The following is a 20,016-nucleotide window of genomic DNA, read 5'->3' on the forward strand; positions in this document are numbered from 1 at the left end:
GAAAGTTATGATTTACTTTCGTGACCAGTTTTTAATTTACTTTAGGTCCATGCTCCATTTCCCATAGCTTTTCGAAAAATGGCTGACCTTTTATTAGATTCTCACAAAATGTTTCATGTCGTTTAGACCAACCGTATTTTGTTTCCTCAAACAACTGCAGCCATGCATTTTCAAAGTTCAATTCCTGTATGGCTGAGTACCGCTCTGGACACCATTCAGTAAACCAGTAACGAACTTCAGCCTCGTTCTGAGATGTATGTAATTGATCAAGTGCCATAAATAACAGCTGTTTTAACTGACGCTCTTTTCGCGTTAGTCCTGTCATTAATTCTGGTTCAGGTGATAAGATATGAAAATCTTTATCCACTGAATTCTGTTGAAAATGGTATTGTTTCGCCTCATGTCCAGCAATCATTTCATAGACAAGCTGTTCTTGTCTTGGAATGAGCCTGCTCTTTCTAATCGGTATTGAGTATCCGATTGTATCTATTGCTAGTATTCCAACCCCATCTGTAACAACAAAGCAATAATCAAGTTGAACTCTTTCATGATTTTTTCTTAAGTACGCCTTTTGAAAAATATCATCCAGAAGCTGTTGAGGTAATTCTGAGAGATCGTTCTCAATATAGTGAAAGAGAATCGGTTCTACTTTTAACAAAGGAGCTTGGTCTAACAGCTCTACACCGTCATCTTTGCGCCATTCATGAAAGTGGCACACATTATATCCGTTTTCTTCACCTTCAAACCAATTTACCCAAACATCATGAAGATACAACATTGTACAACCCCTCACTTCAAGAAACTGTTTGTCAATCAGTATGGGCAGAGATAAGTTAATTTATTCCTCAATATATAGATTGCTCCAAAAAAACCAAAACAAAAAAAGCCTATTTTTTTGGGCTTTTTTTAGTAATACTATTTCCAGCTATTACGTATTGCTTTGCTGGTAGTTTAAAGGATAGTTTTGTTGAATAATGATTACTTTTATAATAATTTTCTACAATTTTAAACCCTGCTGCATATCCGATTAATTTAGGAACCCTGCCTAATCCATATAATAAATCATCGTGTTTCTTCTCACTTTTTTTCAAATCCAAATTTTTAATTAAATATTTATCCCACAGGTTTTCCAATTCAGAATCTGTATACATACTGCACCAATCTGCTAAATAGTTTCTCCCACAATGCACTAAAACAGAGTATTCGGCAAGCCCTTCAATTATAATTGAATCGAGTAAGGTGTAGTCTTCGAACCTTTTTGTTTGCATCTTTAACCTGCAAATATGATGGTATTCATGGACAAAAAGTGCCTCTAATTCTTGCACCGTTAGCCTATTAGACAGAAATAAAAACATTTTATCTGGGTAAGAGACGCCGCCCTTAACTTTTTCTTCTTGTCTAGAAAAAAGGCTCCGTTGCTGGCCAATTGGAAAAAGGTAAATTGGAATATCTGGCCCTCCCCACCTCCTTTTATATTCCTGAAAAATAAGGTCCACTTCCTCCCATACCTTGGTTTCTTTCATCGAATTAAAAATTTCTTTGGTCAAATGCGAGGGTGAATACATTCCGAACTCGGTTAATTGATTATAAATTTTTAGTGCACTTTGCCCCTTAAAAGCAGGGAGCAGCTTTTCGCATATTTTTGTTGGACGATTAAACTCCTCTTCCAACCATTTATCTGTTTGAATGATGCCCATTTCCTCACTCCATACTTCTTCATTTTTTACATTTTATGAATGAGATGGAAAGAGGTTCTGTATGGTATTACTTTCCCTAAATAATAATAAAAAAAGCCAACCAGGAAATTTCCTGGTCAAGCCATTTATTTTTCATATTTCTTGAAAACAATCGTTGCATTGTGACCGCCAAAGCCTAGTGAGTTACTCATTACAGCTTTAATTTCTTTTTGACGGGCTTTATTTGGTACATAATCTAAATCACATTCAGGGTCAGCTGTTTCATAATTAATAGTCGGAGGTAGAATGCTGTCTCTCATGGCTAACACTGAAAAGATTGCTTCAATGCCTCCTGCAGCCCCTAGAAGGTGTCCTGTCATTGATTTTGTTGAGCTAATCGCCAGTTTGTACGCATGTTCACCAAATACCTCTTTTACTGCAAGGGTTTCAAACTTATCATTATATTCAGTGCTTGTTCCATGAGCATTAATATAATCGATATCCGCAGGATTTAGACCACTGTCTTTAATCGCCATCTTCATCGCACGTGCCCCGCCTTCGCCACCTGGAGCTGGTGCGGTAATATGATAAGCATCCCCTGTTGCACCATAGCCAACAATTTCAGCATATATTTTTGCCCCGCGGGCTAATGCGTGCTCTAACTCTTCTAGAACGATAACACCAGCACCTTCACCAATGATAAAGCCATCACGATTTTTATCGAATGGTCTGCTTGCAGTTTTCGGGTCAGGATTGGTAGAAAGTGCAGTATTTGCACAGAAACCAGCTACAGACATTTTTGTAATTGGCGCTTCGGCTCCACCAGTAATCATGGCATCTGCATCGCCCCGCTGAATTACTTTAAAGGCATCTCCAATTGAATTTGTTCCTGTTGCACATGCTGTTACTGTACAGGAATTAAATCCTTTTGCACCAAGTCTTATAGAAACCTGCCCAGTTGCCATGTCAGGAATCAGCATTGGTACAAAAAATGGACTAACCCTTTTGTATCCTCTTTTTTGAAAGATTTCAAATTGTTCTTCAAATGTTTCCATTCCGCCAATCCCTGATCCAATCCATACTCCTATACGGTCGGCATTATCGGCATTAATAGCAAGATTTGCATCTTCAACGGCCATTAATGCTGCTGCAACCGCGAACTGAGTAAAACGATCCATTTTACGCGCGTCTTTTCTATCCATAATTGTTTCGGGTGAAAAGTCGTTTACCTGTGCCGCAACTTTTGCAGGATACTCATCTGCATTTACTCTTGTTAGAGGTCCAATGCCAGACTTTCCTTCAATTATCCCTTTCCATGTGGTTTCAACATTCAATCCCAGCGGTGTAACCGCTCCTACACCTGTCACCACAACTCTACGCTTTTCCATTTGTGACATCTCCTTTATTACACATCATTTTATATCAATTATTGGTTATTTTCCCCATCTAATGGCAATGGCGCCCCAGGTTAAACCGCCGCCAAATCCCACCATTACAATGATATCATCGTCTTTAATTTTTCCAGCCTCTAACTCTTCAACGAGCGAAATTGGAATAGAAGCAGCTGAAGTATTACCATATTTATGAACGGTTTTTGACATCTTCTCAACTGGCAGTTCAAGTCTTTGCCTAGATGCCTCCATGATTCGGATATTGGCTTGGTGAGGAATAAGGAAATCTACATCCTCTTTGGATAATCCAGCCTTTTCTAGAACATTGAGACAGCTTTCTCCCATTTGTCGGACTGCAAATTTAAAAACTTCTCGTCCATTCATAATAATATACTCATCTTGGTATAAATGTTTTGCTCCTGTACCGTCCGCACCAAGTTCGAAAGCGAGAACACCTCTATTTTCTGATACTTGGCCAATTATAACAGCTCCAGCACCGTCACCAAACAGCACTGCGGTGTTTCTATCTTCCCAATTAGTAATTTTTGAAAGTTTTTCAACTCCCACTATTAATACATGCTTATAAACTCCTGATTCTACAAACTGCTTCGCTGTGACAATACCATACATAAAACCTGCACATGCAGCACTCACGTCCATCGCTGCAGCTTTTTTAGCACCTAACCGTTCTTGAAGCATACATGCAACGGAAGGGAATGGTTGATCAGGTGTGACAGTTGCAACCAAAATTAAATCGATATCTTCAGGAGTGATTCCTGCATTTTCGATTGCTTTTTGAGCAGCCGCCAGCCCCATATCAGAAGTGTTCGTATTATCGTCTGCGATACGACGTTCTTCAATCCCTGTTCGTGACCGAATCCATTCATCTGATGTATCCATGATTTTTTCTAAATCTGCATTTGTAACTACTTTCTCTGGTAAATATCTTCCAATTCCAACAATTCCAGCGTTCAAGGAATCATCTCCTTATATAATTCATCTTTTATTATTAGTAATTATTATGACTTGGTACTAATTTTATCAAACAAAAGTATCATTAAGCAACCATTAAATCCTTATACCCCGCTTATGTCCATACCATTTGAACATTCCCATCATAATCTAAAAGGAGAATTCATTACAATATGGAGGGGCTTAGTATGGAAAAAGAAAAAGCTCATCACAAGCAGAGTCCGGATGATCGTTTTTCTAGGATGATGTTTGGTGATAGAAGAGGGAGTATGCACAGTAATCACCATGAGGTTCCAAATTCGAATCAAAATTCACTTGATTTTGAATCAATTATAGAAAACATCGTAAAGCTGAAGGATTCCTCTCAAAATTTGAAGCCTATAATTCAAATGGTTTATCCGTTTGTAGAAAAATTTTTAAAGAAAAAATAAGCTGCCGTGATTTGCGGCAGCTTTTTAATTACTTAAATGAATATTAACTATACAATCTATGGGTGTGGTCAATCTGCTTTGTCAAGGCTTCAGAAATAGGGATGGAACGGTTAACCGTTAATTTGATGATATCATCTTCCATTCTATCTACTGTTCGCTCGCTTGAAGGATGTCCGATGATTCTTAAAAAAGCAGCACATAAATCCCACTGGTCTTTCTCTCCACTTTGGAGTAAGTATTTTCCTGGCCCTTTCTCTTCGACTACTTCAATTATAGATTCCACAGTATCATCAACAAACAGGGCATCGTTTGTCTCCTCCCGCATTCCTCTAAATCCTTTTCCCTTATCCATGCCTGCTAAAATTGAATGTTGAAACATAAACGTATCAGGCTGCCATGGTCCATATATAGTTGGTAAATAGAGATATTGAATGTTTTTATTCAAGTTTCTCTTCCTATTAATAACATCATTAATAAACACATTGGCCTCTGATTCAATTTCATTTCCAAGTAGTTGAATAGGAACAATAATAATAATTTGATCCCAATTATCCTCATATAGGAAATGGTTTTTCATAAAGTCATTTTGTAAAACATTCTCCTTATATTTCATATATAGGTCGTAGACAGAGAGTACTATCGTCTCTTTTTCGTTGGATTTATTTGTTAAGTCCTTTACAGAAACCTCAGTAAAGTTCGAATTTCGTCCGATTTCTAGTCTTTTCTCAACTAAAATATCCTCATTTTCTTCTGTCTCAATCTGTACTCCCCTGACCTCTATCCCTTTATTAAGTAATGCTTTGCATAGATGAAAATTCACAAAGTCAAATACTCCAACTATAACGACCTTGTCCATTACTAATCCTGCCTCCCCACGCTTCTTTAATGAATTCTATGCGGTTTCATAAAGAAATATTTCTCTTTAAGGGGAGGACGGTGTTTATAGTACCTTTTCATATTGGTTGAAAAATTTTTTTATCATATTTCCAAGCTGTTGCTTTTTTTCAGGAACAATATATGTTGGACTTATTTCCGTTTTAACCAGTATTTGTTGCAGCAGTTTTGATTGGTTATATGATTTCCCACTGGACATAACATTGATAATTTTTATTGGAATACCCAAATCTAAATTTACGTCATCATCCATGTTTTGCAGCTCTCTTTCAAGCGTGACTTGATCCTTCATATGAGCAGCTGTCAGTTCCCTCATTAATTTTTTATAAAAGAATTTGTGTTCCTTTTCAAGTTCAATATGTTTTTTCAAGGAGAGAATAGGATTTACCAAAACGACTGACCTTAATTGCCCCTTCATCTTTTCCATTAATCTAACAGCAACAAGAGCCCCCATACCCTCGGCGATTACATGAACTTTATTATTAAGAATTTCACTTCTTATTACTTGCTGATATAGCCTCTGTGCAAGCTCTATAGCATGATCACTTCCCCAGTTTCGCCCATACAAATTTGAGGAAAAAATAGTATATCCTGATTTTTTAAATTGGTTGATAATGGCCAGTCTACCTTCATTCTGAGTCCAAAAGCATTTGCTTTCGTCAACAAAATGCCTTTCATCTCCGATTATTAATATTCCAAAACCTGTGGGCTTTTTAGGGTAATGGATGACGTTCCACTGGTTATCCATCTGAAAATTCCGGTTCTCCATCACTAAATCTCCTTTTACATATTTCCTCAAAATATTGTATGTGATTTCACATTAAATGAAAGGGAGTATAGCCTAGTTTAAACACATCCATCTAGTGTTTATATATTTTATGCAGCAAAATGTTATTGTCAAACTTTGCGTTTATTATTTCAAAAGCTTATGGTAATATTATTAGAGATGATAAATAGGGTAGAGGTGAAACATAGTGCGATACTTTTGGACTTTTTTCTGGGCGTTTCTTTTAGTGCAAATGCTTTCATATGTAGTTAGTTCAATGACAGAAGGTGGGGTTTATGACTTCACGTCAGGAGCAATTATATCTGTTGGTGTTTCCATTTTGATTATTATTGCAACTGCAGTGCTTCCTAATGAACCTGCTCAAAAGCATTAATTCGTTTAAAAAGGTCATCCATTAAATCTGGATGACCTTTTTGATTTATTCAATTGAAATGGTTATTTCTTCATTTTCAATGCTAATGTTAATGACTGAGTGATCATGGACCTTGCCAGCAATGATTGCCCTTGCAAGTTTTGTCTCAATTTTTCTTTGGATAAACCGCTTTAATGGTCTTGCACCATAAATAGGGTCGAATCCATTGACAGCTATAAACTCTTTTGCAATGTCCGTAATATTTACTTCAATATCCTGTTCCCTTAACCTACTCTGTAGTTCCTTCATCATTTTTACCACAATATCTTTTATTTCTGTTAACGATAAAGGTTTAAAAAGGATGGTTTCATCTATCCTATTTAAAAATTCAGGACGAAAGTGACTCTTTAATTGTCCGAGAACCTTTTCTCTTGTTGCCTCTGAAATTTCAACCTCATTCTCATTTCGTTCCAATAAGAAATGAGATCCTATATTAGAGGTCATGATAATGACAGTATTTTTAAAGTCGACCATTCGCCCTTGAGAATCTGTTATTCTTCCATCATCAAGTGCCTGCAGGAGAATATTAAAAACCTCTGGATGAGCTTTTTCAATTTCATCCATCAGAATAACAGAATACGGTCTTCGTCTGACTGCTTCAGTAAGTTGCCCGCCCTCTTCATAGCCTACATACCCTGGAGGTGCTCCAATAAGCCTTGAAACAGCATGTTTTTCCATGTATTCGGACATATCGATACGTATCATCTGCTCTTCACTATCAAACAAAGCCTCTGCAAGTGCTTTCGCTAGTTCTGTTTTCCCAACACCGGTTGGTCCTAAAAAGAGAAATGATCCGATAGGTCTGTTTGGGTCCTTGATTCCAGCACGTGCCCGTAAAACTGCATCTGCAACTAATTGTACCGCTTCATTTTGTCCGATTACCCGCTCATGTAATAGTATTTCTAATCTTAGAAGTTTTTCTCTTTCTCCTTCGACTAACTTAGCCAGTGGGATTCCTGTCCATCTTGATACAATATTTGATATTTCTTCGCCTGTTACTTCCTCACGAAGCAACCGTTCGTTATTGGATGTAGCTGTTTCAAGCTCATCCAATTCCTTTTCTGCCAAAGGAATCTGACCATGACGAAGCTCAGCTGCTCGGTTTAAATCATATTTATCTTCTGCATGCTCTAATTCTCTCTTAAGCTTCTCAATTTGTTCCCTTTTCTCTTGTAACTTTTGTATTCCCTGTTTTTCCTGCAGCCATTGCGCTTTCATGCTGTTCGCTTGATCTTTTAATTCAGCAAGCTCCTTTAAAAGGGCTTCTAGCCTTTTTTTACTCGCGTCATCCTGCTCTTTTTTCAAGGCTGCTTCTTCTATTTCTAACTGCATGACTCTGCGCGTCACTTCATCAAGTTCGGTCGGCATGGAATCAATCTCAGTTCGAATAAGTGCACATGCCTCATCCATTAAATCGATCGCTTTGTCCGGTAGAAAGCGATCGGTAATATACCGATCCGATAACGTTGCAGCCGCTACGAGAGCATGATCATGAATTTTTACCCCATGGTGAACCTCAAATCTTTCCTTCAAACCACGCAAAATAGAAATGGTGTCCTCTACATTAGGCTCTTGAACAAGTACTTGTTGAAACCTGCGTTCAAGTGCGGGATCCTTTTCAATGTATTTTCGATGTTCATCAAGGGTTGTTGCCCCAATACAGTGAAGCTCACCACGAGCCAGCATCGGCTTTAACATATTTCCAGCATCCATAGCCCCATCCGTTTTTCCTGCTCCAACAATGGTGTGAAGCTCATCAATGAATAAGAGAATTTGTCCTTCGCTTTTTTTCACTTCGTTCAATACTGCTTTTAATCTTTCTTCAAATTCGCCTCTAAACTTAGCCCCTGCAATGAGTGCGCTCATATCTAATGAGAAGATAGTTTTATTTTTTAAACCCTCTGGAACGTCTTTCCTGACAATTCGCTGAGCCAGTCCCTCAACAATGGCTGTTTTACCCACTCCAGGTTCACCAATCAGTACTGGGTTATTTTTAGTTTTTCTAGATAATATTCTGATTACATGACGGATTTCTGCGTCCCTACCAATGACAGGGTCGACTTTACCTGCTTTCACTTCGGCTACCAGGTCTCTGCCATATTTATTAAGTGCATCGTATACAGCTTCGGGATTTTGTGATGTCACTCTTTGGTTCCCCCTTATTTCCTTAATGGCGGACAAGATATACTCCGCGGTCTTTCCAAATGATTTTAAAATCTTCTGCATTTCTGAATCTCTAGCATAGGAAGCAGCTAATAAAATATGCTCTATTGAAATAAAGTCATCGGAAAACTTAGACGCAAATTCTTCGGCACTTACAAAAAGTTGTTGCAGCTTAGAAGTAATGTATAGCTTCCCATGCTCCGCACCACTTCCAGTAACTTGTGGTTTTTTATTAAGAACAGTTAGCAACAATTTTTCAACATTATCTGTTCGGATGTCTGCTTTTTCAAAAATTGCTCGTAATAAACTATCCTCTTGACGAAGAAGTATTAAGAATAAATGGACTTCATCAACCTCTTGATGGCTGCTTTTTACTGCAAGGGATTGGGCATCTAAAATTCCCTTTTGCAACCGCTCTGTCATACGATTTAAATCCATATTTCACACCCCTTTGACCATTTTTGACCTTTATAATTTTATTATATAGATTATGTAAAAAAAAATAAAATAAAAGCCATCCGTGGCGGATGACTTTTCATCTTTTTAAGGTTTACGCTGGTACATCCAAATACGCTCATCATTGGATGTTTCAGGAAAAGTATCTCCTGCTTTAAGCTTTATCTTTTTAGGTTTATTTACATTATCTCCTGTATCCCCAATTTCTATATATACACCATTATTTGGTGCCTTTTGTCCTGATTTAAACTGATGATTTTGCCCCATTTTTTGTCCCTCCTTTTCATGTACATCTTTATTATTTCCAATTAATCTGGGGTCATTAAAGGAATAATTATGAAATTAAACATTTTTTCAATAAAAAGAATTATATTTTGACGATTGTATGAATTTATGCCACAATTATTGATATATAAGCTTTGTTAACAATATAATTATAGTATTATCTAGTAAATGCAACTTGACTGTCATTTATTTAGGAATACAAATTAGCGATTGATTTCGCCCCTTTAAAGGTGGTTTTCATATGCAGTCAATAAAAGAAATACCAGTTAAGTTAACTAAACTGTTTGATACGGTTCACCATATAAAGAAAATCGAAAAAGGGGCTTTTCTGTTCCAAGAAGGTTCTGTTGCACATGAAGTATATATCGTCCAAAGTGGAATCATCCAAATCAGTAAGATTATTCCAGACGGGCGGGAACTTACACTTAGAATGTGTTCAAGTGGAGACTTTATTGGAGAACTTGATTTGTTTTCACCAGCACCAAAGTATTTATTAAGTGCCCGTATGGCTGAGAGCGGCGAAGTAGCTGTCATTATGAAAGATGTTCTTGAAGAAAAACTTGCTTCTAATAACGAACTTTCACTTGAATTTATGAAATGGATGAGTCAACAGTATCGGAAAACGCAAACAAAGTTTAGAGATCTCGTTCTCCATGGTAAGAAAGGTGCATTATATTCTACACTCATCCGCATTACTAACAGTTACGGTAAAAAAACCAATCAAGGAATCCGGATTGAATTACCGTTAACCAATCAAGAATTGGCTAATTTTTGCGGGACATCACGTGAAGTAGTCAATCGGTTACTAAGTGATTTAAGAAAAGCAGGAATTATTTCGATTGATAAAGGTTCGATTACCATTCATGACCTTGATTATCTAAAAAATGAAATTGATTGTGAAGACTGCTCAACAGAAATATGTAAAATAGACTAAAAAAATCGGTCGATTGACCGATTTTTTTTTATTTGGCTGTGTTAAATTTGGCTGTTGATTTGCGCTCCAGGCGCTATGCTTTCCGCGGGCTCGCCCGTGAGCCTCCTTACAGCTTCGCTCCTGCGGGGTCTCACTCAGCTCGTACATCCCGCAGGACTTTGAATTTACTTCCTCGAATAATCACCGCACGAAGAAAATGCGATAGCATTTTCGAGGATCAAGCGCCTTCCGCTCCAATCAACAGGTTCTAAAATCAACAGTCTCCATTAACACAGCCTTTTATTTAAATGCTCTTTAAACCTGTGTTTTTAAAAAGTTGGAAACCGCATTTACTGCTTTTTCCTCTGTAATATGAAAGGTTTGCACGTTCAATCGTTCCCGGACCAATTCCAAAAGGGTATTACTCCAAACGATAACTGCCTTTATGTTATCAACCTTTGTGAGCAGGGAGAGGTCATTTTCATCTTTAAGCAAAAGTATTTTTGGGTACGCTTGGTGCTTATGTCCTTCGATTAAAATCATGTCTGGTTGAAAGAAATTCATTAATCTAATTTGTTCATCAAGAGACCATGAGGATTCATCTGCTTGCAGGACTAACCTACCTTCTCCCTCCACCAGTGCAGCTACTGCTCCAGCCTCTAGATGCTTAGACGAGTCTTTTTGTAAGGGAACATCCGGTCTTCCTCCGTGCCCATGATGCTTAATTGTAACTGTCTTAAAACCATCATTTTTTAATACTTGGATTAGCTTTAATAAAAAAGTGGTTTTACCACTATTTTGATATCCGACTACTTGATAGATGATTGGCTTTACCAAGGCCATTCACTGCCAACTTGGTCTTCAAGTAACAAAATATCTACCTCATCACCTGCTTTAAAGCTTCTCGTACCTCCAGGAAGAATCATCAAGGAATTAGCCCCTGAAAGACTCATGATGATATTAGACTTGTCTAATCCACTAGGTGTTGCACGTAAGCTGCCATTATTGATTGAAAATGCACTGCGAACAAATCTTGTAAATGGGTTCGCTTTTGGAAAATCAACTTCAAGAATTGCTTTTTCTTTCCGTAGATGAGGGGTGGTGGAAAAGAGCATTTTGCGAATAATCGGTCGTGCAAACAATTCAAACCCAACATAACAGGCTGAAGGATTACCGGATAAACCAAATAGAAGCTTGCCGTCTAGTTGCGCTACCGTAGTTACACTTCCAGGTCGCATCGCAACTTTATTAAATAAGACCTCAGCACCTAGTTTCTCATAAATCGCAGGGAGATAATCAAAATCACCAACAGAAACTCCCCCAGTTGTAATGAGTATGTCTACCTTATCCAAAGCATTTTTAACTGCAGTAAAACAAGTATCAAATATATCAGGCAGTTTACCATAATAGTGAACAATAGCCCCTGTTCTTTGTATTTGAGCAGCAATCATATGCGAATTACTGTTTCGAATTTTTCCAGGTACCAATTCTTCATTTACTTCCAACAATTCTGTTCCAGTAGCAAATAAACCTATAATCGGTTTTTTCGCAACAGGCACTTGATGGTAACCAAATGTCGCCAGCATTGCTTGAATTCCAGGGTTAATTAATGTACCCTTTTTGACTAAGATTTCACCCTCTTTAGCATCTTCGCCTCGATAGGAAACATTATCACCCTTATTAAAGCTCCGTTTTATTGACATAAATGGTGTCCCATTTTTTTCATACGCTTTTGCAACTTCAAACATGACAACTGCGTCCGTTCCTTCGGGCATCATTGCTCCGGTCATAATCCGAACAGCTTCAAAATGGCTAATTACCTTTGAAGAAGTCATGCCAGCACCAAGATGGTCCACCACCTTAAACTCCACCTCATTTTTTAATGATGCTTCCTTGGTGTCTATAGACCTAACAGCAAAACCATCATATGGTGCCCTGTCAAAATGGGGAACATCACTGGTAGCCTTTAAATCTTCTGATAAATAGCGTCCATAGCTTTCATCTATTGATACATATTCTGTTTGTCCACTTAACTGATAGCTCATTATTTTTTTAACTGCTTCCCCAATCGGGATTGGTTTTCTTCTCTCTAGCAACACCAACAACTCCTGCCGTAACATATAAAAGTTCAGATTATCAAGTTGAACTCATTTCATTATAAGCCTATCGAAAAGTTACTAATATAGCAAACATCACAATTTTGGACAAAAAAGTGTTAAATCATATCAAATGTGTGATTCAAGTCACCTATTTTTTTATTGATATCCCTTATCATTAAGATAGAAAAAAGAAACAACGAATAATAATATTAGGAGGAAAATATGATTACTTTCCCTTTATCTACAAATACATTGGTTAAAGATATCGTAAATGAACTGCCAAAAACTAGCGATGTGTTCAAGAAATTCAGAATCGACTTTTGCTGTGGAGGCAATATTCCACTATCAAAGGCAATTGCTGAAAACGGAATTAATGAAGAAGCATTATTAGATGAATTAAGAGTAGTATTTGAAAAAAACAGCTCAACTGAAACGGACTTAGAAGTATGGACTAAATCAGATTCAACTACCATTATTGACCATGTTATTAATCATTATCACCGTACATCACAAGAGGAGTTATCACTGCTCAGTCCTTATGTTACGAAGGTTTCTCGTGTTCATGGTGACAATCATCCGGAACTGTTAAAGGTTTATGAACTCTTTTATGAATTCAAAAAAGAATTAATTGACCATATGACAAAAGAAGAAGAAGTTGTATTTCCATTAATTAAACAACTTGCAGATGGTACTGTAGAAAACCGAGAAGAAGCAATCAACATGATTGTTGAGCTTGAAAAAGAACATGATCATGCTGGGGAAATCCTTAGACAAATTCGTGCAGTAACTTCTGACTTTACGTTACCTCTGGACGCTTGTGGAACGTATCGTTTAGTATATAAACGCCTAGAAGATCTTGAAGGTCTTACATTTATGCACGTACACCTAGAAAATAACATTTTATTCCCTAGATATTTTTAATATGAATTAAAAGAGGCTGAAACAGCCTCTTTTTGTATGTAAAGAACCTCTCTTTGAGTAAGAGAGGTTAGCCGCCAATATAGGACATTTCAATTTTCTTACGATTCTTTGCTGTTTCTTCAGTTCTTTCATCTGAATACCTATCACTCCGACCATTCCAAATCGCGGTGATTCGATTTCGCAACTCTTCATCTGTAGCACCGTTTCTCATAAAGTTTCGAAGATCATGACCATTTCCATTAAATAAACAAGTAAAAATTTGTCCATTTGCTGAAAGTCGTGAGCGAGTACAGCTGCTGCAGAATGACTCTGAAACAGAAGAAATAAATCCTACATTTACATCTGTATTTTTATAATTATATAATTTTGCGACTTCGCCAAAATAGGCTGGATCAAGAGAATCTAATTGATAGTGCTCTATTAGCATGTTATAAATTTGTTTCTTAGTGATTACATCATCCATTTTCCAGCCATTAGATGAGCCTACATCCATATATTCAATAAAGCGTAACTCCAAGCCATTTTTTAAGCAAAAGTCGGCCATTGGGATGATTTCGGATTCATTAAGACCCTTTTTAACGACCATATTGACTTTAACCCTGATACCAGCCTTCTTAGCTGCTTCTATCCCGTCTAATACCGGCTGGGTGCCGACACCACGACCGTTAATTTTACCAAATAACTCATCATTTAAGGTATCAAGGCTTATGTTCACTCTTTTAAGTCCAGCAGCTTTCAACTTATCTGCAAGTTTCGGAAGCAGGACTCCATTTGTTGTTAAGGCTATATCTTGTAAACCATCAATTTTTGAAAGCTTTTCCACCAAAATCGGAAGATCTCTGCGTAGTAGAGGTTCACCGCCAGTAAGACGTATTTTTTCCACACCCACACTAACAAAAGCTTTCGCTACACGTTCGATTTCCTCATATGTTAATAAAGCACTTTTTGGCAGAAACTCAAAATCATCACCAAATTGATCTGCAGGCATGCAATATTGACAGCGGAAGTTACAACGGTCGATAACAGAGATTCTTAAATCCCGTAATGGACGATCTAATTTATCTTTAATAATGGTCTTTTCCATTCATATCAACTCCATTATCTTCAAAAAGCGAATAGTATAATCATTGTACCAACAATTCTTTTAAAATACTGTTACTTTATTCACTATCATAACATTTCTTAAGAGTTTTTTTAATGTTCAAACGAGTTTTCACTATATTGTCATTGTTTACTTCATTCCAAGGTCAAAACCTAAGTTAAAATAAGATTAATAATATCTGAAAAAGTGACCAACTTTGAGGTGAAAATATAAATGATGACGAAAATAAAACCTACCCATTCAATAGAAATAAAGGAGTTACTTAAATTTGCTGATCGGAAAATTAATAGTGAAAAAGGCACCTATTTATTTCAAGAAGGAATGCTTGCAGAAGAACTTTATATTATTGTTTCAGGTAAAGTTCAAATAAGTAAGATTACCTCCGATGGACGTGAACTTTCTTTGAGAATATGTGGAGAAAATGATATTTGTGGAGAGTTAACGTTGTTCACCGACAATCCAAGATATTTATTAAGTGCTAAAATTTTAGAGGAAGGCGAAATTGTTGCCATTAAAAAAGATGTGATTGAAAGTGAAATTTTCCAAAATAGTAAACTTGCTTTCGAGTTTATGAAATGGATGAGTGACCATTTCCGTAAGACACAGACCAAGTTTCGCGACCTTGTCTTAAATGGCAAACGAGGAGCACTTTTTTCAACGCTAATTCGGATGTCTAATAGCTATGGTATTCATAAAGGAAATGAAATATTAATTGATTTACCATTAACCAATCAGGAACTTGCCAACTTTTGCGGAACTTCTCGAGAAAGTACAAACCGCATCCTAAGTGAATTAAAGAAAGATAAAAAAATCAGTGTCAAAAAAGGGAAAATATCTATTTTAGACCTTCAATATTTAAAAGATGAAATCGGCTGTGAAAATTGTCCAGCTGTATATTGCAGTATTGAATAAAAGGAAGCATTCAATAATGATTGCTTCCTTTTCCTCTGTTGAAAAAGTCATTTATCAATCTTCGACAAAACCCGAGGAGTGAATAGGCACCTATATTAAAAGCCAGGCAACAAGCCTGGCAAAGGTCTTTTTATTATCATCTCGTACTCTTCATGATGGTGTACTGTGTCTGTTCCTAATCGATGAATCCGTGCAAGCCAATCTCGATTTTTCAAACTACAAATTGATCCGATTCTCTAGATAAATCTTGCTGAAATCCATTAGTAGGGTACAATGAAATCGCAAGAAGCAGGAAATTTTTTATTGAATGTCGAACTACTAACACAAAAACTTTAAAAAACTATCCTGCTTCTTAGCACTTGAAAATTTTACGATGATTACTGAGTAAAGCTCCCTTTCGAAGAATAATTAATTATTCTATAAAGTGCTTCAAAATATGAGCAAAACTTCCAAGTGCTTATGTTAAGAACTGTCCCCGTGATCTCCTGACCCCAGATGTTACGTGATTTCTTATCCAACGATGATTGGGACGCCAGTTGCATAGAAGATGAATCTGCCTAGGAATTCGCCGGCTAGGACGAATACTAGTGCGGTGTAATAGAATTTAAACTGTATTTTTGGTTCGATTTTACGATAGAAGGCGAATCCAATCATCGCTAATCCGACAATTGATAACACCCATCTAATGAGAGTCGACAAGGCATATGTGTCAGTTATCAAACTGGCAGATTCAAGTCCTGCAAGCCCACTAACAGGCAATCCTGCTACATAAACTGGCAGATAAATCAATTGAACTATAATGGCAGCTAGTCCAACTAATCCAATCCCTTTGATGATACTATTTAGTCCTGCTGTCTTTTCTTCTTTGCTTAAAAGAATGACCAACATAGAAGCTACAGCCCCAAATAGAATCGTTGTCCCATAAAAAGCTAGATAGGTATTGACATCTGTCCAAGCTGGTTTAATTGAAGTGGCATAAATACTTGCCATACTGTAGATGGCTCCTAAGCCCACAACCACATTCATCCAAGCAACGATTTGATTCCAAGCGCCTTTACGATCTAAATAATAGGATACAAGCCAAAGAGCAAAGAATAACCCTGAGAAAACAATTTCCCTGCTCAACCACGAGGAGTCTAAATTCAATAGGGAACGGTAAGCGCCAAATGGATCTCCTAGGTGGAATACCGATAAAATTAATGCTACTAACATCACCGGACCGATGAGTAACATTCCCCGTTTGGTGACAAGGATACTAAGCTGTCTATCCACTTTCTTTGGCAGTGAGCGGATGATAACAAAGAATAGATAGGCTCCCACCGATAACTGTGTTAGCAATGTAAAGGATAGCAATGGCCATTCTTCAGCGAGCACGTGCATACGAAATTCCTCCTTATATAGTATTTTTTCCTTTTATCATTTCGCATAATATTTAGCGTTTATTATTACGTTAGGCTTGGTAAGGTTCGAATCCACTAATACATTCAAATCCCTATTGTCACCATATTTTTCTCGAAGCTCATCAATCTCACCAAATTCAATCGCCCTCATTGGACAGGAATCCACACATACTGGATTTAGACCTTGATCGACAAGGTTTGCACATCCATCACATTTACCCGCCTTCTTTTCTTCTTCTATGAATTGAGGACGTCCGTATGGACAAGACCATAAACACATTTTACAGCCAATACATTTTTCCCGATCTTGAACAACTAAGCCATCTTTATCGCGCTTGTAAATGGCTCCAGTAGGACAGTTTTCAGCGCATTTAGGGTTCTCACAGTGGTTACACCCTAATGAAAGGAAATAACCCCATGTATTCGGAAACGTACCACCCTCAAAAGAGTAGACCTTTCTAAAATTTTCTCCTACTTTTAAATCATTTACATCCTTACATGCTATTTGACATGTTTTACACCCAGTACACGCTGTGGAATCGTAATAAAAACCTTTTTGTCTCATCGTGTGTCACCTCCTAAAATATAATTCTTTGCTGCCATTCAGCATCTGGTAGTAGAGCTTTTCCCTTGTACTTCTCTACACGAACATTTGTTGTATTCCAAGGTTCTTCTCCTTGACCACTTAAATGTGTTCCACATAACGTGTTTGTTGCTCCTGCTTTATCAATGCCTGTCTCTTCATCAATTTCTACCCATGCGCCTTCTCCAAGAGTTACGACACCAGGCATCATCGTTTCTGTTACAAACAATGGGCGAATGACCTTCCCATGACGACTTTCAATTAAAACAGTGTCTCCATCTTTAAGACCAAGTTCGTTTGCATCTCGCTTATTCATCACAAACTCTTGCGGGAATGCTTCTCTAAGCTGTGGAACATTATCAAAAACAGAGTGAGACCGTCTAGCATAATGGATCGTATAAAGTTGAAATGGGTAATCCCCTTTAATCTTTTTATTCCAATCTTTATAAGTATCCTCAACCCCTTCAACTGGTGGTTCATATTTCGCAATTGGCGGGATTGTCGTAAAGCCATACGCAGCTATATCATCAGATAAAGATTGACAGTGAATTTCTAGTTTTCCACTCTTTGTAGTAAGAGGGTTCGCAATCGGATCTTTAACAAAAGCTTCTCCTTGAATCACCGTAAAGTTGTCATTAGGTGACCTTGGCACTTGAAATGAGCCTTTTTCAACTAACTCTTCTAAAGAAATTTTCCCTTTTTGCGGCTTTCCATCAACACCCCAATTTTTAATGTCTTTCGCTGTGATCGTCACTAATGCTTCATAGTCATTTCCATCTGCCTTAATGACTTGTGCACCTGCTAGACTATTGAACAATTGTTGTTTCTCATTGATTGGATACACTTCATCCGGATTTAATCCTATTCGCTTCGCAAGTTCTCGATCCATCCATTCTTCTGTTCTTGCTTCAAATAGAGGTTCAATTACTTTTTTCGTTACGATAATTGCTTCTGGGTTTCCACTCTTAATCATGCCTTCTTTTTCCCATTCAGTCGTTGCAGGCAAGACAATATCTGCATACTTCGAAATCGTTGAAAGAGCAATATCATTTGTAAAGACCGCATCAACTTTACGGAAAGCTTTGATTCCTTTCATAATTCCTGAAGATTGGTTTAGGTAGTTGTAACCACTGCCGTCACGAATTAACCAAATCATGCGAATATCACACGGGACTTTCCCTCTTACGGTTGCATGGTACTCATTATTTAAAATTGCATCGTATGTTTCTGTATAGGCCATGCCATGGAAATCAGTATTTTTCGGTTTTCCAAACCGGTAGCCATCATACGCTCCATAAGTCACGCTAGGGAACAGTGGATTAAAAACAGGAGGCAGGCCGCGTCCGCCGCCACGTACAAGTGTTTTTCCACCATAACTTTGATTGGATGCGTAGTTATTTGTCCAAACTCCCGCGCCTGATTTTCCAACATTACCCGTCATCCAACCAACAGTAAGGAATGCCTGACAGAATTGCTGACCTCTATACGTACGAGCTGGAGCAAACGAAGAGGTGAAAATCATTGGCTTTGTTGTTGCGATTTGTTGGGCAAAATCCCTAATCACAGCAGGATTGGTACCACATATTTCTGAAGCCCATTCTGGCGTTTTAGCTATGCCATCATAAGTACCTAACACATAATCTTTAAAGTTTTCATTTGGGTCTGCTCCTTCAGGCATATGGTCCTTATCGAATCCTACCGTACAACGATTAAGGAAATCCTGGTCTTGCAGGTTGTTTTCAATCATATGGTAAGCCATCCCAATTAGCAGGGCAGCGTCGGTACCTGGTCGACAAGGAATGTATTGATCGCCTAAAGTTTTCATCGATGGACTAATTTGTGGATCAACAAAGATAAATTTAGCTCCAGCTTTTTTAGCCTGTAAAAGGTTGTAAGTAGGACTACCAGCAGAACTCCAAGCCGGATTCGATCCCCACATAACGATTAACTTTGCATTTCGCCAGTCCATTCTGTCATTTGCACTCCATGAAAAGAATCCAGTCATATGTTCCTGAGGTTTACCCCATGCACCTGATGAGGAAGATCCCCAACGAACAAGTCCACCGCCATAATGATTAATCAGTCGGCTTGTTCCTAAAATCGATTCATTTCCGTATTTAGACTTCACTCGTTTTAATTCTTCAGCGACAAGATCCAATGCCTCATCCCAGGAAATACGAACCCATTCATCTCTTCCGCGTAATTCTTTCTTTCCGCCGCCTGGCTCCCAATGTTTGCGTTTCATTGGATACTTGATTCTGTCTGCACCAAAGACTTGATGTCTCTGTGAACGTCCCCTAGCACAACCTCTTTGTTGCGGATAATCCGGACTATCCTTATGCGTATCATCGGTTTTTTGTTTTGTGACGATACCACCAACAACAAATGCTTTGTTCAAACATCGTCCACCACAGTTATGCCAACAAGATGCAGTAACCCATTTTCCTTCTTCCTCCAACTGCTCAGCTGCAGCTTTTGAATCGATTTGTTTCAGTCCATAGCTTGGAACAACGGCCGCCGTCGTTAATGCGGCAGACCAACCTAAGAAGGCTTTTCGACTTAATTTTTGTTCCATCGCTTTTTTAATAAAATTTGACATAAAACCACCTCCATTTTTTC

19 protein-coding genes are annotated in these 20,016 nt (G+C 37.8%); 5 read left to right on the forward strand and 14 right to left on the reverse strand.

Translation table 11 applies throughout. The features are described from left to right. Positions 1–31: 31 nt before the first annotated feature. The 4 genes from J2Y03_RS08025 to J2Y03_RS08040 form a co-directional block, all read right to left on the reverse strand. A complete protein-coding gene (locus J2Y03_RS08025) occupies positions 32–778 on the reverse strand; it encodes a YjbA family protein (protein WP_132085553.1) in 747 nt (248 codons plus the stop codon). Positions 779–887: 109 nt separating this feature from the next. Further along, a complete protein-coding gene (locus tag J2Y03_RS08030; protein ID WP_310192664.1) occupies positions 888–1,697 on the reverse strand; it encodes a DUF2268 domain-containing putative Zn-dependent protease in 810 nt (269 codons plus the stop codon). Positions 1,698–1,822: 125 nt separating this feature from the next. Further along, positions 1,823–3,064 carry a beta-ketoacyl-ACP synthase II gene (gene fabF / locus J2Y03_RS08035; protein ID WP_310192666.1) on the reverse strand — a complete coding sequence of 414 codons (1,242 nt, stop codon included), beginning with the start codon at positions 3,062–3,064 and terminating at the stop codon, positions 1,823–1,825. A gap of 45 nt (positions 3,065–3,109) precedes the next feature. After that, the gene (locus J2Y03_RS08040; protein ID WP_132085547.1) at positions 3,110–4,042 is read right to left on the reverse strand and encodes a beta-ketoacyl-ACP synthase III; all 933 of its coding nucleotides are present in this window, start codon (positions 4,040–4,042) and stop codon (positions 3,110–3,112) included. Positions 4,043–4,227: 185 nt separating this feature from the next. On the opposite strand from J2Y03_RS08040, the gene J2Y03_RS08045 reads away from it, so the two are divergent. Then, positions 4,228–4,470, forward strand: a complete 243-nt coding sequence (locus tag J2Y03_RS08045) for a hypothetical protein (protein ID WP_132085545.1) — start codon at positions 4,228–4,230, stop codon at positions 4,468–4,470. A gap of 43 nt (positions 4,471–4,513) precedes the next feature. Here J2Y03_RS08045 and J2Y03_RS08050 read toward each other — a convergent pair whose 3' ends face one another. Further along, positions 4,514–5,326: a hypothetical protein gene (locus J2Y03_RS08050; RefSeq protein WP_310192669.1), complete on the reverse strand. Its 813-nt coding sequence runs from the start codon at positions 5,324–5,326 to the stop codon at positions 4,514–4,516. An 84-nt stretch (positions 5,327–5,410) separates the two neighbouring features. Beyond that, on the reverse strand, positions 5,411–6,133 hold the full coding sequence (locus tag J2Y03_RS08055) for a lipase family protein (protein ID WP_310192672.1): 723 nt from the start codon (positions 6,131–6,133) through the stop codon (positions 5,411–5,413). A gap of 205 nt (positions 6,134–6,338) precedes the next feature. Here J2Y03_RS08055 and J2Y03_RS08060 point away from each other — a divergent pair, with 205 nt between their 5' ends. Further along, entirely contained in the window at positions 6,339–6,524 is a 186-nt protein-coding gene (locus J2Y03_RS08060) for a YjzD family protein (protein ID WP_132085539.1), read from the forward strand. A gap of 45 nt (positions 6,525–6,569) precedes the next feature. On the opposite strand, the gene clpB is transcribed toward J2Y03_RS08060, so the two are convergent. After that, positions 6,570–9,164, reverse strand: coding sequence for an ATP-dependent chaperone ClpB (gene clpB / locus J2Y03_RS08065; RefSeq protein WP_310192674.1), 2,595 nt, complete (start codon positions 9,162–9,164; stop codon positions 6,570–6,572). Positions 9,165–9,269: 105 nt separating this feature from the next. Beyond that, positions 9,270–9,449 (reverse strand): YjzC family protein, encoded by a 180-nt coding sequence (locus J2Y03_RS08070; protein WP_132085535.1) that lies wholly within the window; start codon positions 9,447–9,449, stop codon positions 9,270–9,272. 259 nt (positions 9,450–9,708) lie between these two features. Here J2Y03_RS08070 and J2Y03_RS08075 point away from each other — a divergent pair, with 259 nt between their 5' ends. Then, positions 9,709–10,401 (forward strand): Crp/Fnr family transcriptional regulator, encoded by a 693-nt coding sequence (locus tag J2Y03_RS08075; RefSeq protein WP_132085533.1) that lies wholly within the window; start codon positions 9,709–9,711, stop codon positions 10,399–10,401. A 294-nt stretch (positions 10,402–10,695) separates the two neighbouring features. On the opposite strand, the gene mobB is transcribed toward J2Y03_RS08075, so the two are convergent. After that, positions 10,696–11,223, reverse strand: a complete 528-nt coding sequence (mobB, locus tag J2Y03_RS08080) for a molybdopterin-guanine dinucleotide biosynthesis protein B (protein WP_310192678.1) — start codon at positions 11,221–11,223, stop codon at positions 10,696–10,698. Then, on the reverse strand, positions 11,211–12,476 hold the full coding sequence (locus J2Y03_RS08085) for a molybdopterin molybdotransferase MoeA (protein WP_132085529.1): 1,266 nt from the start codon (positions 12,474–12,476) through the stop codon (positions 11,211–11,213). The genes mobB and J2Y03_RS08085 overlap by 13 nt, the downstream gene beginning before the upstream one ends. Before the next feature lie 225 nt (positions 12,477–12,701). Between J2Y03_RS08085 and ric the strand changes: the two genes are divergently transcribed. Continuing rightward, the gene (ric, locus tag J2Y03_RS08090; RefSeq protein ID WP_396954182.1) at positions 12,702–13,400 is read left to right on the forward strand and encodes an iron-sulfur cluster repair di-iron protein; all 699 of its coding nucleotides are present in this window, start codon (positions 12,702–12,704) and stop codon (positions 13,398–13,400) included. 67 nt (positions 13,401–13,467) lie between these two features. On the opposite strand, the gene moaA is transcribed toward ric, so the two are convergent. After that, positions 13,468–14,484, reverse strand: a complete 1,017-nt coding sequence (moaA, locus tag J2Y03_RS08095; RefSeq protein WP_132085527.1) for a GTP 3',8-cyclase MoaA — start codon at positions 14,482–14,484, stop codon at positions 13,468–13,470. A gap of 231 nt (positions 14,485–14,715) precedes the next feature. On the opposite strand from moaA, the gene J2Y03_RS08100 reads away from it, so the two are divergent. Next, positions 14,716–15,414 (forward strand): Crp/Fnr family transcriptional regulator, encoded by a 699-nt coding sequence (locus tag J2Y03_RS08100; protein WP_310192682.1) that lies wholly within the window; start codon positions 14,716–14,718, stop codon positions 15,412–15,414. Positions 15,415–15,924: 510 nt separating this feature from the next. Here the strand turns inward: J2Y03_RS08100 and J2Y03_RS08105 are convergent. From J2Y03_RS08105 to J2Y03_RS08115, 3 genes are read right to left on the reverse strand one after another with little or no spacing between them, the layout of a single operon-like run. Next, positions 15,925–16,794 carry a dimethyl sulfoxide reductase anchor subunit family protein gene (locus J2Y03_RS08105; protein WP_310192684.1) on the reverse strand — a complete coding sequence of 290 codons (870 nt, stop codon included), beginning with the start codon at positions 16,792–16,794 and terminating at the stop codon, positions 15,925–15,927. A gap of 36 nt (positions 16,795–16,830) precedes the next feature. After that, complete coding sequence (locus tag J2Y03_RS08110; RefSeq protein ID WP_310192687.1) at positions 16,831–17,379, reverse strand: DMSO/selenate family reductase complex B subunit; 549 nt, start codon at positions 17,377–17,379, stop codon at positions 16,831–16,833. A 13-nt stretch (positions 17,380–17,392) separates the two neighbouring features. Next, on the reverse strand, positions 17,393–19,996 hold the full coding sequence (locus J2Y03_RS08115; RefSeq protein ID WP_310192689.1) for a molybdopterin-dependent oxidoreductase: 2,604 nt from the start codon (positions 19,994–19,996) through the stop codon (positions 17,393–17,395). Positions 19,997–20,016 lie beyond the last annotated feature (20 nt).

Origin of the sequence: Neobacillus niacini (assembly GCF_031457145.1) — a bacterium.
Taxonomy (GTDB): Bacteria; Bacillota; Bacilli; order Bacillales; family Cytobacillaceae; genus Neobacillus; species Neobacillus niacini_J.

Bases quoted from the DNA above. Each gene is read 5' to 3' on its own strand.
- J2Y03_RS08025 (WP_132085553.1), bottom strand. From the start codon at position 778: ATGTTGTATCTTCATGATGTTTGGGTAAATTGGTTTGAAGGTGAAGAA.
- J2Y03_RS08030 (WP_310192664.1), bottom strand. From the start codon at position 1,697: ATGGGCATCATTCAAACAGATAAATGGTTGGAAGAGGAGTTTAATCGT.
- fabF (WP_310192666.1), bottom strand. From the start codon at position 3,064: ATGGAAAAGCGTAGAGTTGTGGTGACAGGTGTAGGAGCGGTTACACCG.
- J2Y03_RS08045 (WP_132085545.1), top strand. From the start codon at position 4,228: ATGGAAAAAGAAAAAGCTCATCACAAGCAGAGTCCGGATGATCGTTTT.
- J2Y03_RS08050 (WP_310192669.1), bottom strand. From the start codon at position 5,326: ATGGACAAGGTCGTTATAGTTGGAGTATTTGACTTTGTGAATTTTCAT.
- J2Y03_RS08055 (WP_310192672.1), bottom strand. From the start codon at position 6,133: ATGGAGAACCGGAATTTTCAGATGGATAACCAGTGGAACGTCATCCAT.
- clpB (WP_310192674.1), bottom strand. From the start codon at position 9,164: ATGGATTTAAATCGTATGACAGAGCGGTTGCAAAAGGGAATTTTAGAT.
- J2Y03_RS08070 (WP_132085535.1), bottom strand. From the start codon at position 9,449: ATGGGGCAAAATCATCAGTTTAAATCAGGACAAAAGGCACCAAATAAT.
- J2Y03_RS08075 (WP_132085533.1), top strand. From the start codon at position 9,709: ATGCAGTCAATAAAAGAAATACCAGTTAAGTTAACTAAACTGTTTGAT.
- mobB (WP_310192678.1), bottom strand. From the start codon at position 11,223: ATGGCCTTGGTAAAGCCAATCATCTATCAAGTAGTCGGATATCAAAAT.
- ric (WP_396954182.1), top strand. From the start codon at position 12,702: ATGATTACTTTCCCTTTATCTACAAATACATTGGTTAAAGATATCGTA.
- moaA (WP_132085527.1), bottom strand. From the start codon at position 14,484: ATGGAAAAGACCATTATTAAAGATAAATTAGATCGTCCATTACGGGAT.
- J2Y03_RS08100 (WP_310192682.1), top strand. From the start codon at position 14,716: ATGATGACGAAAATAAAACCTACCCATTCAATAGAAATAAAGGAGTTA.
- J2Y03_RS08105 (WP_310192684.1), bottom strand. From the start codon at position 16,794: ATGCACGTGCTCGCTGAAGAATGGCCATTGCTATCCTTTACATTGCTA.
- J2Y03_RS08110 (WP_310192687.1), bottom strand. From the start codon at position 17,379: ATGAGACAAAAAGGTTTTTATTACGATTCCACAGCGTGTACTGGGTGT.
- J2Y03_RS08115 (WP_310192689.1), bottom strand. From the start codon at position 19,996: ATGTCAAATTTTATTAAAAAAGCGATGGAACAAAAATTAAGTCGAAAA.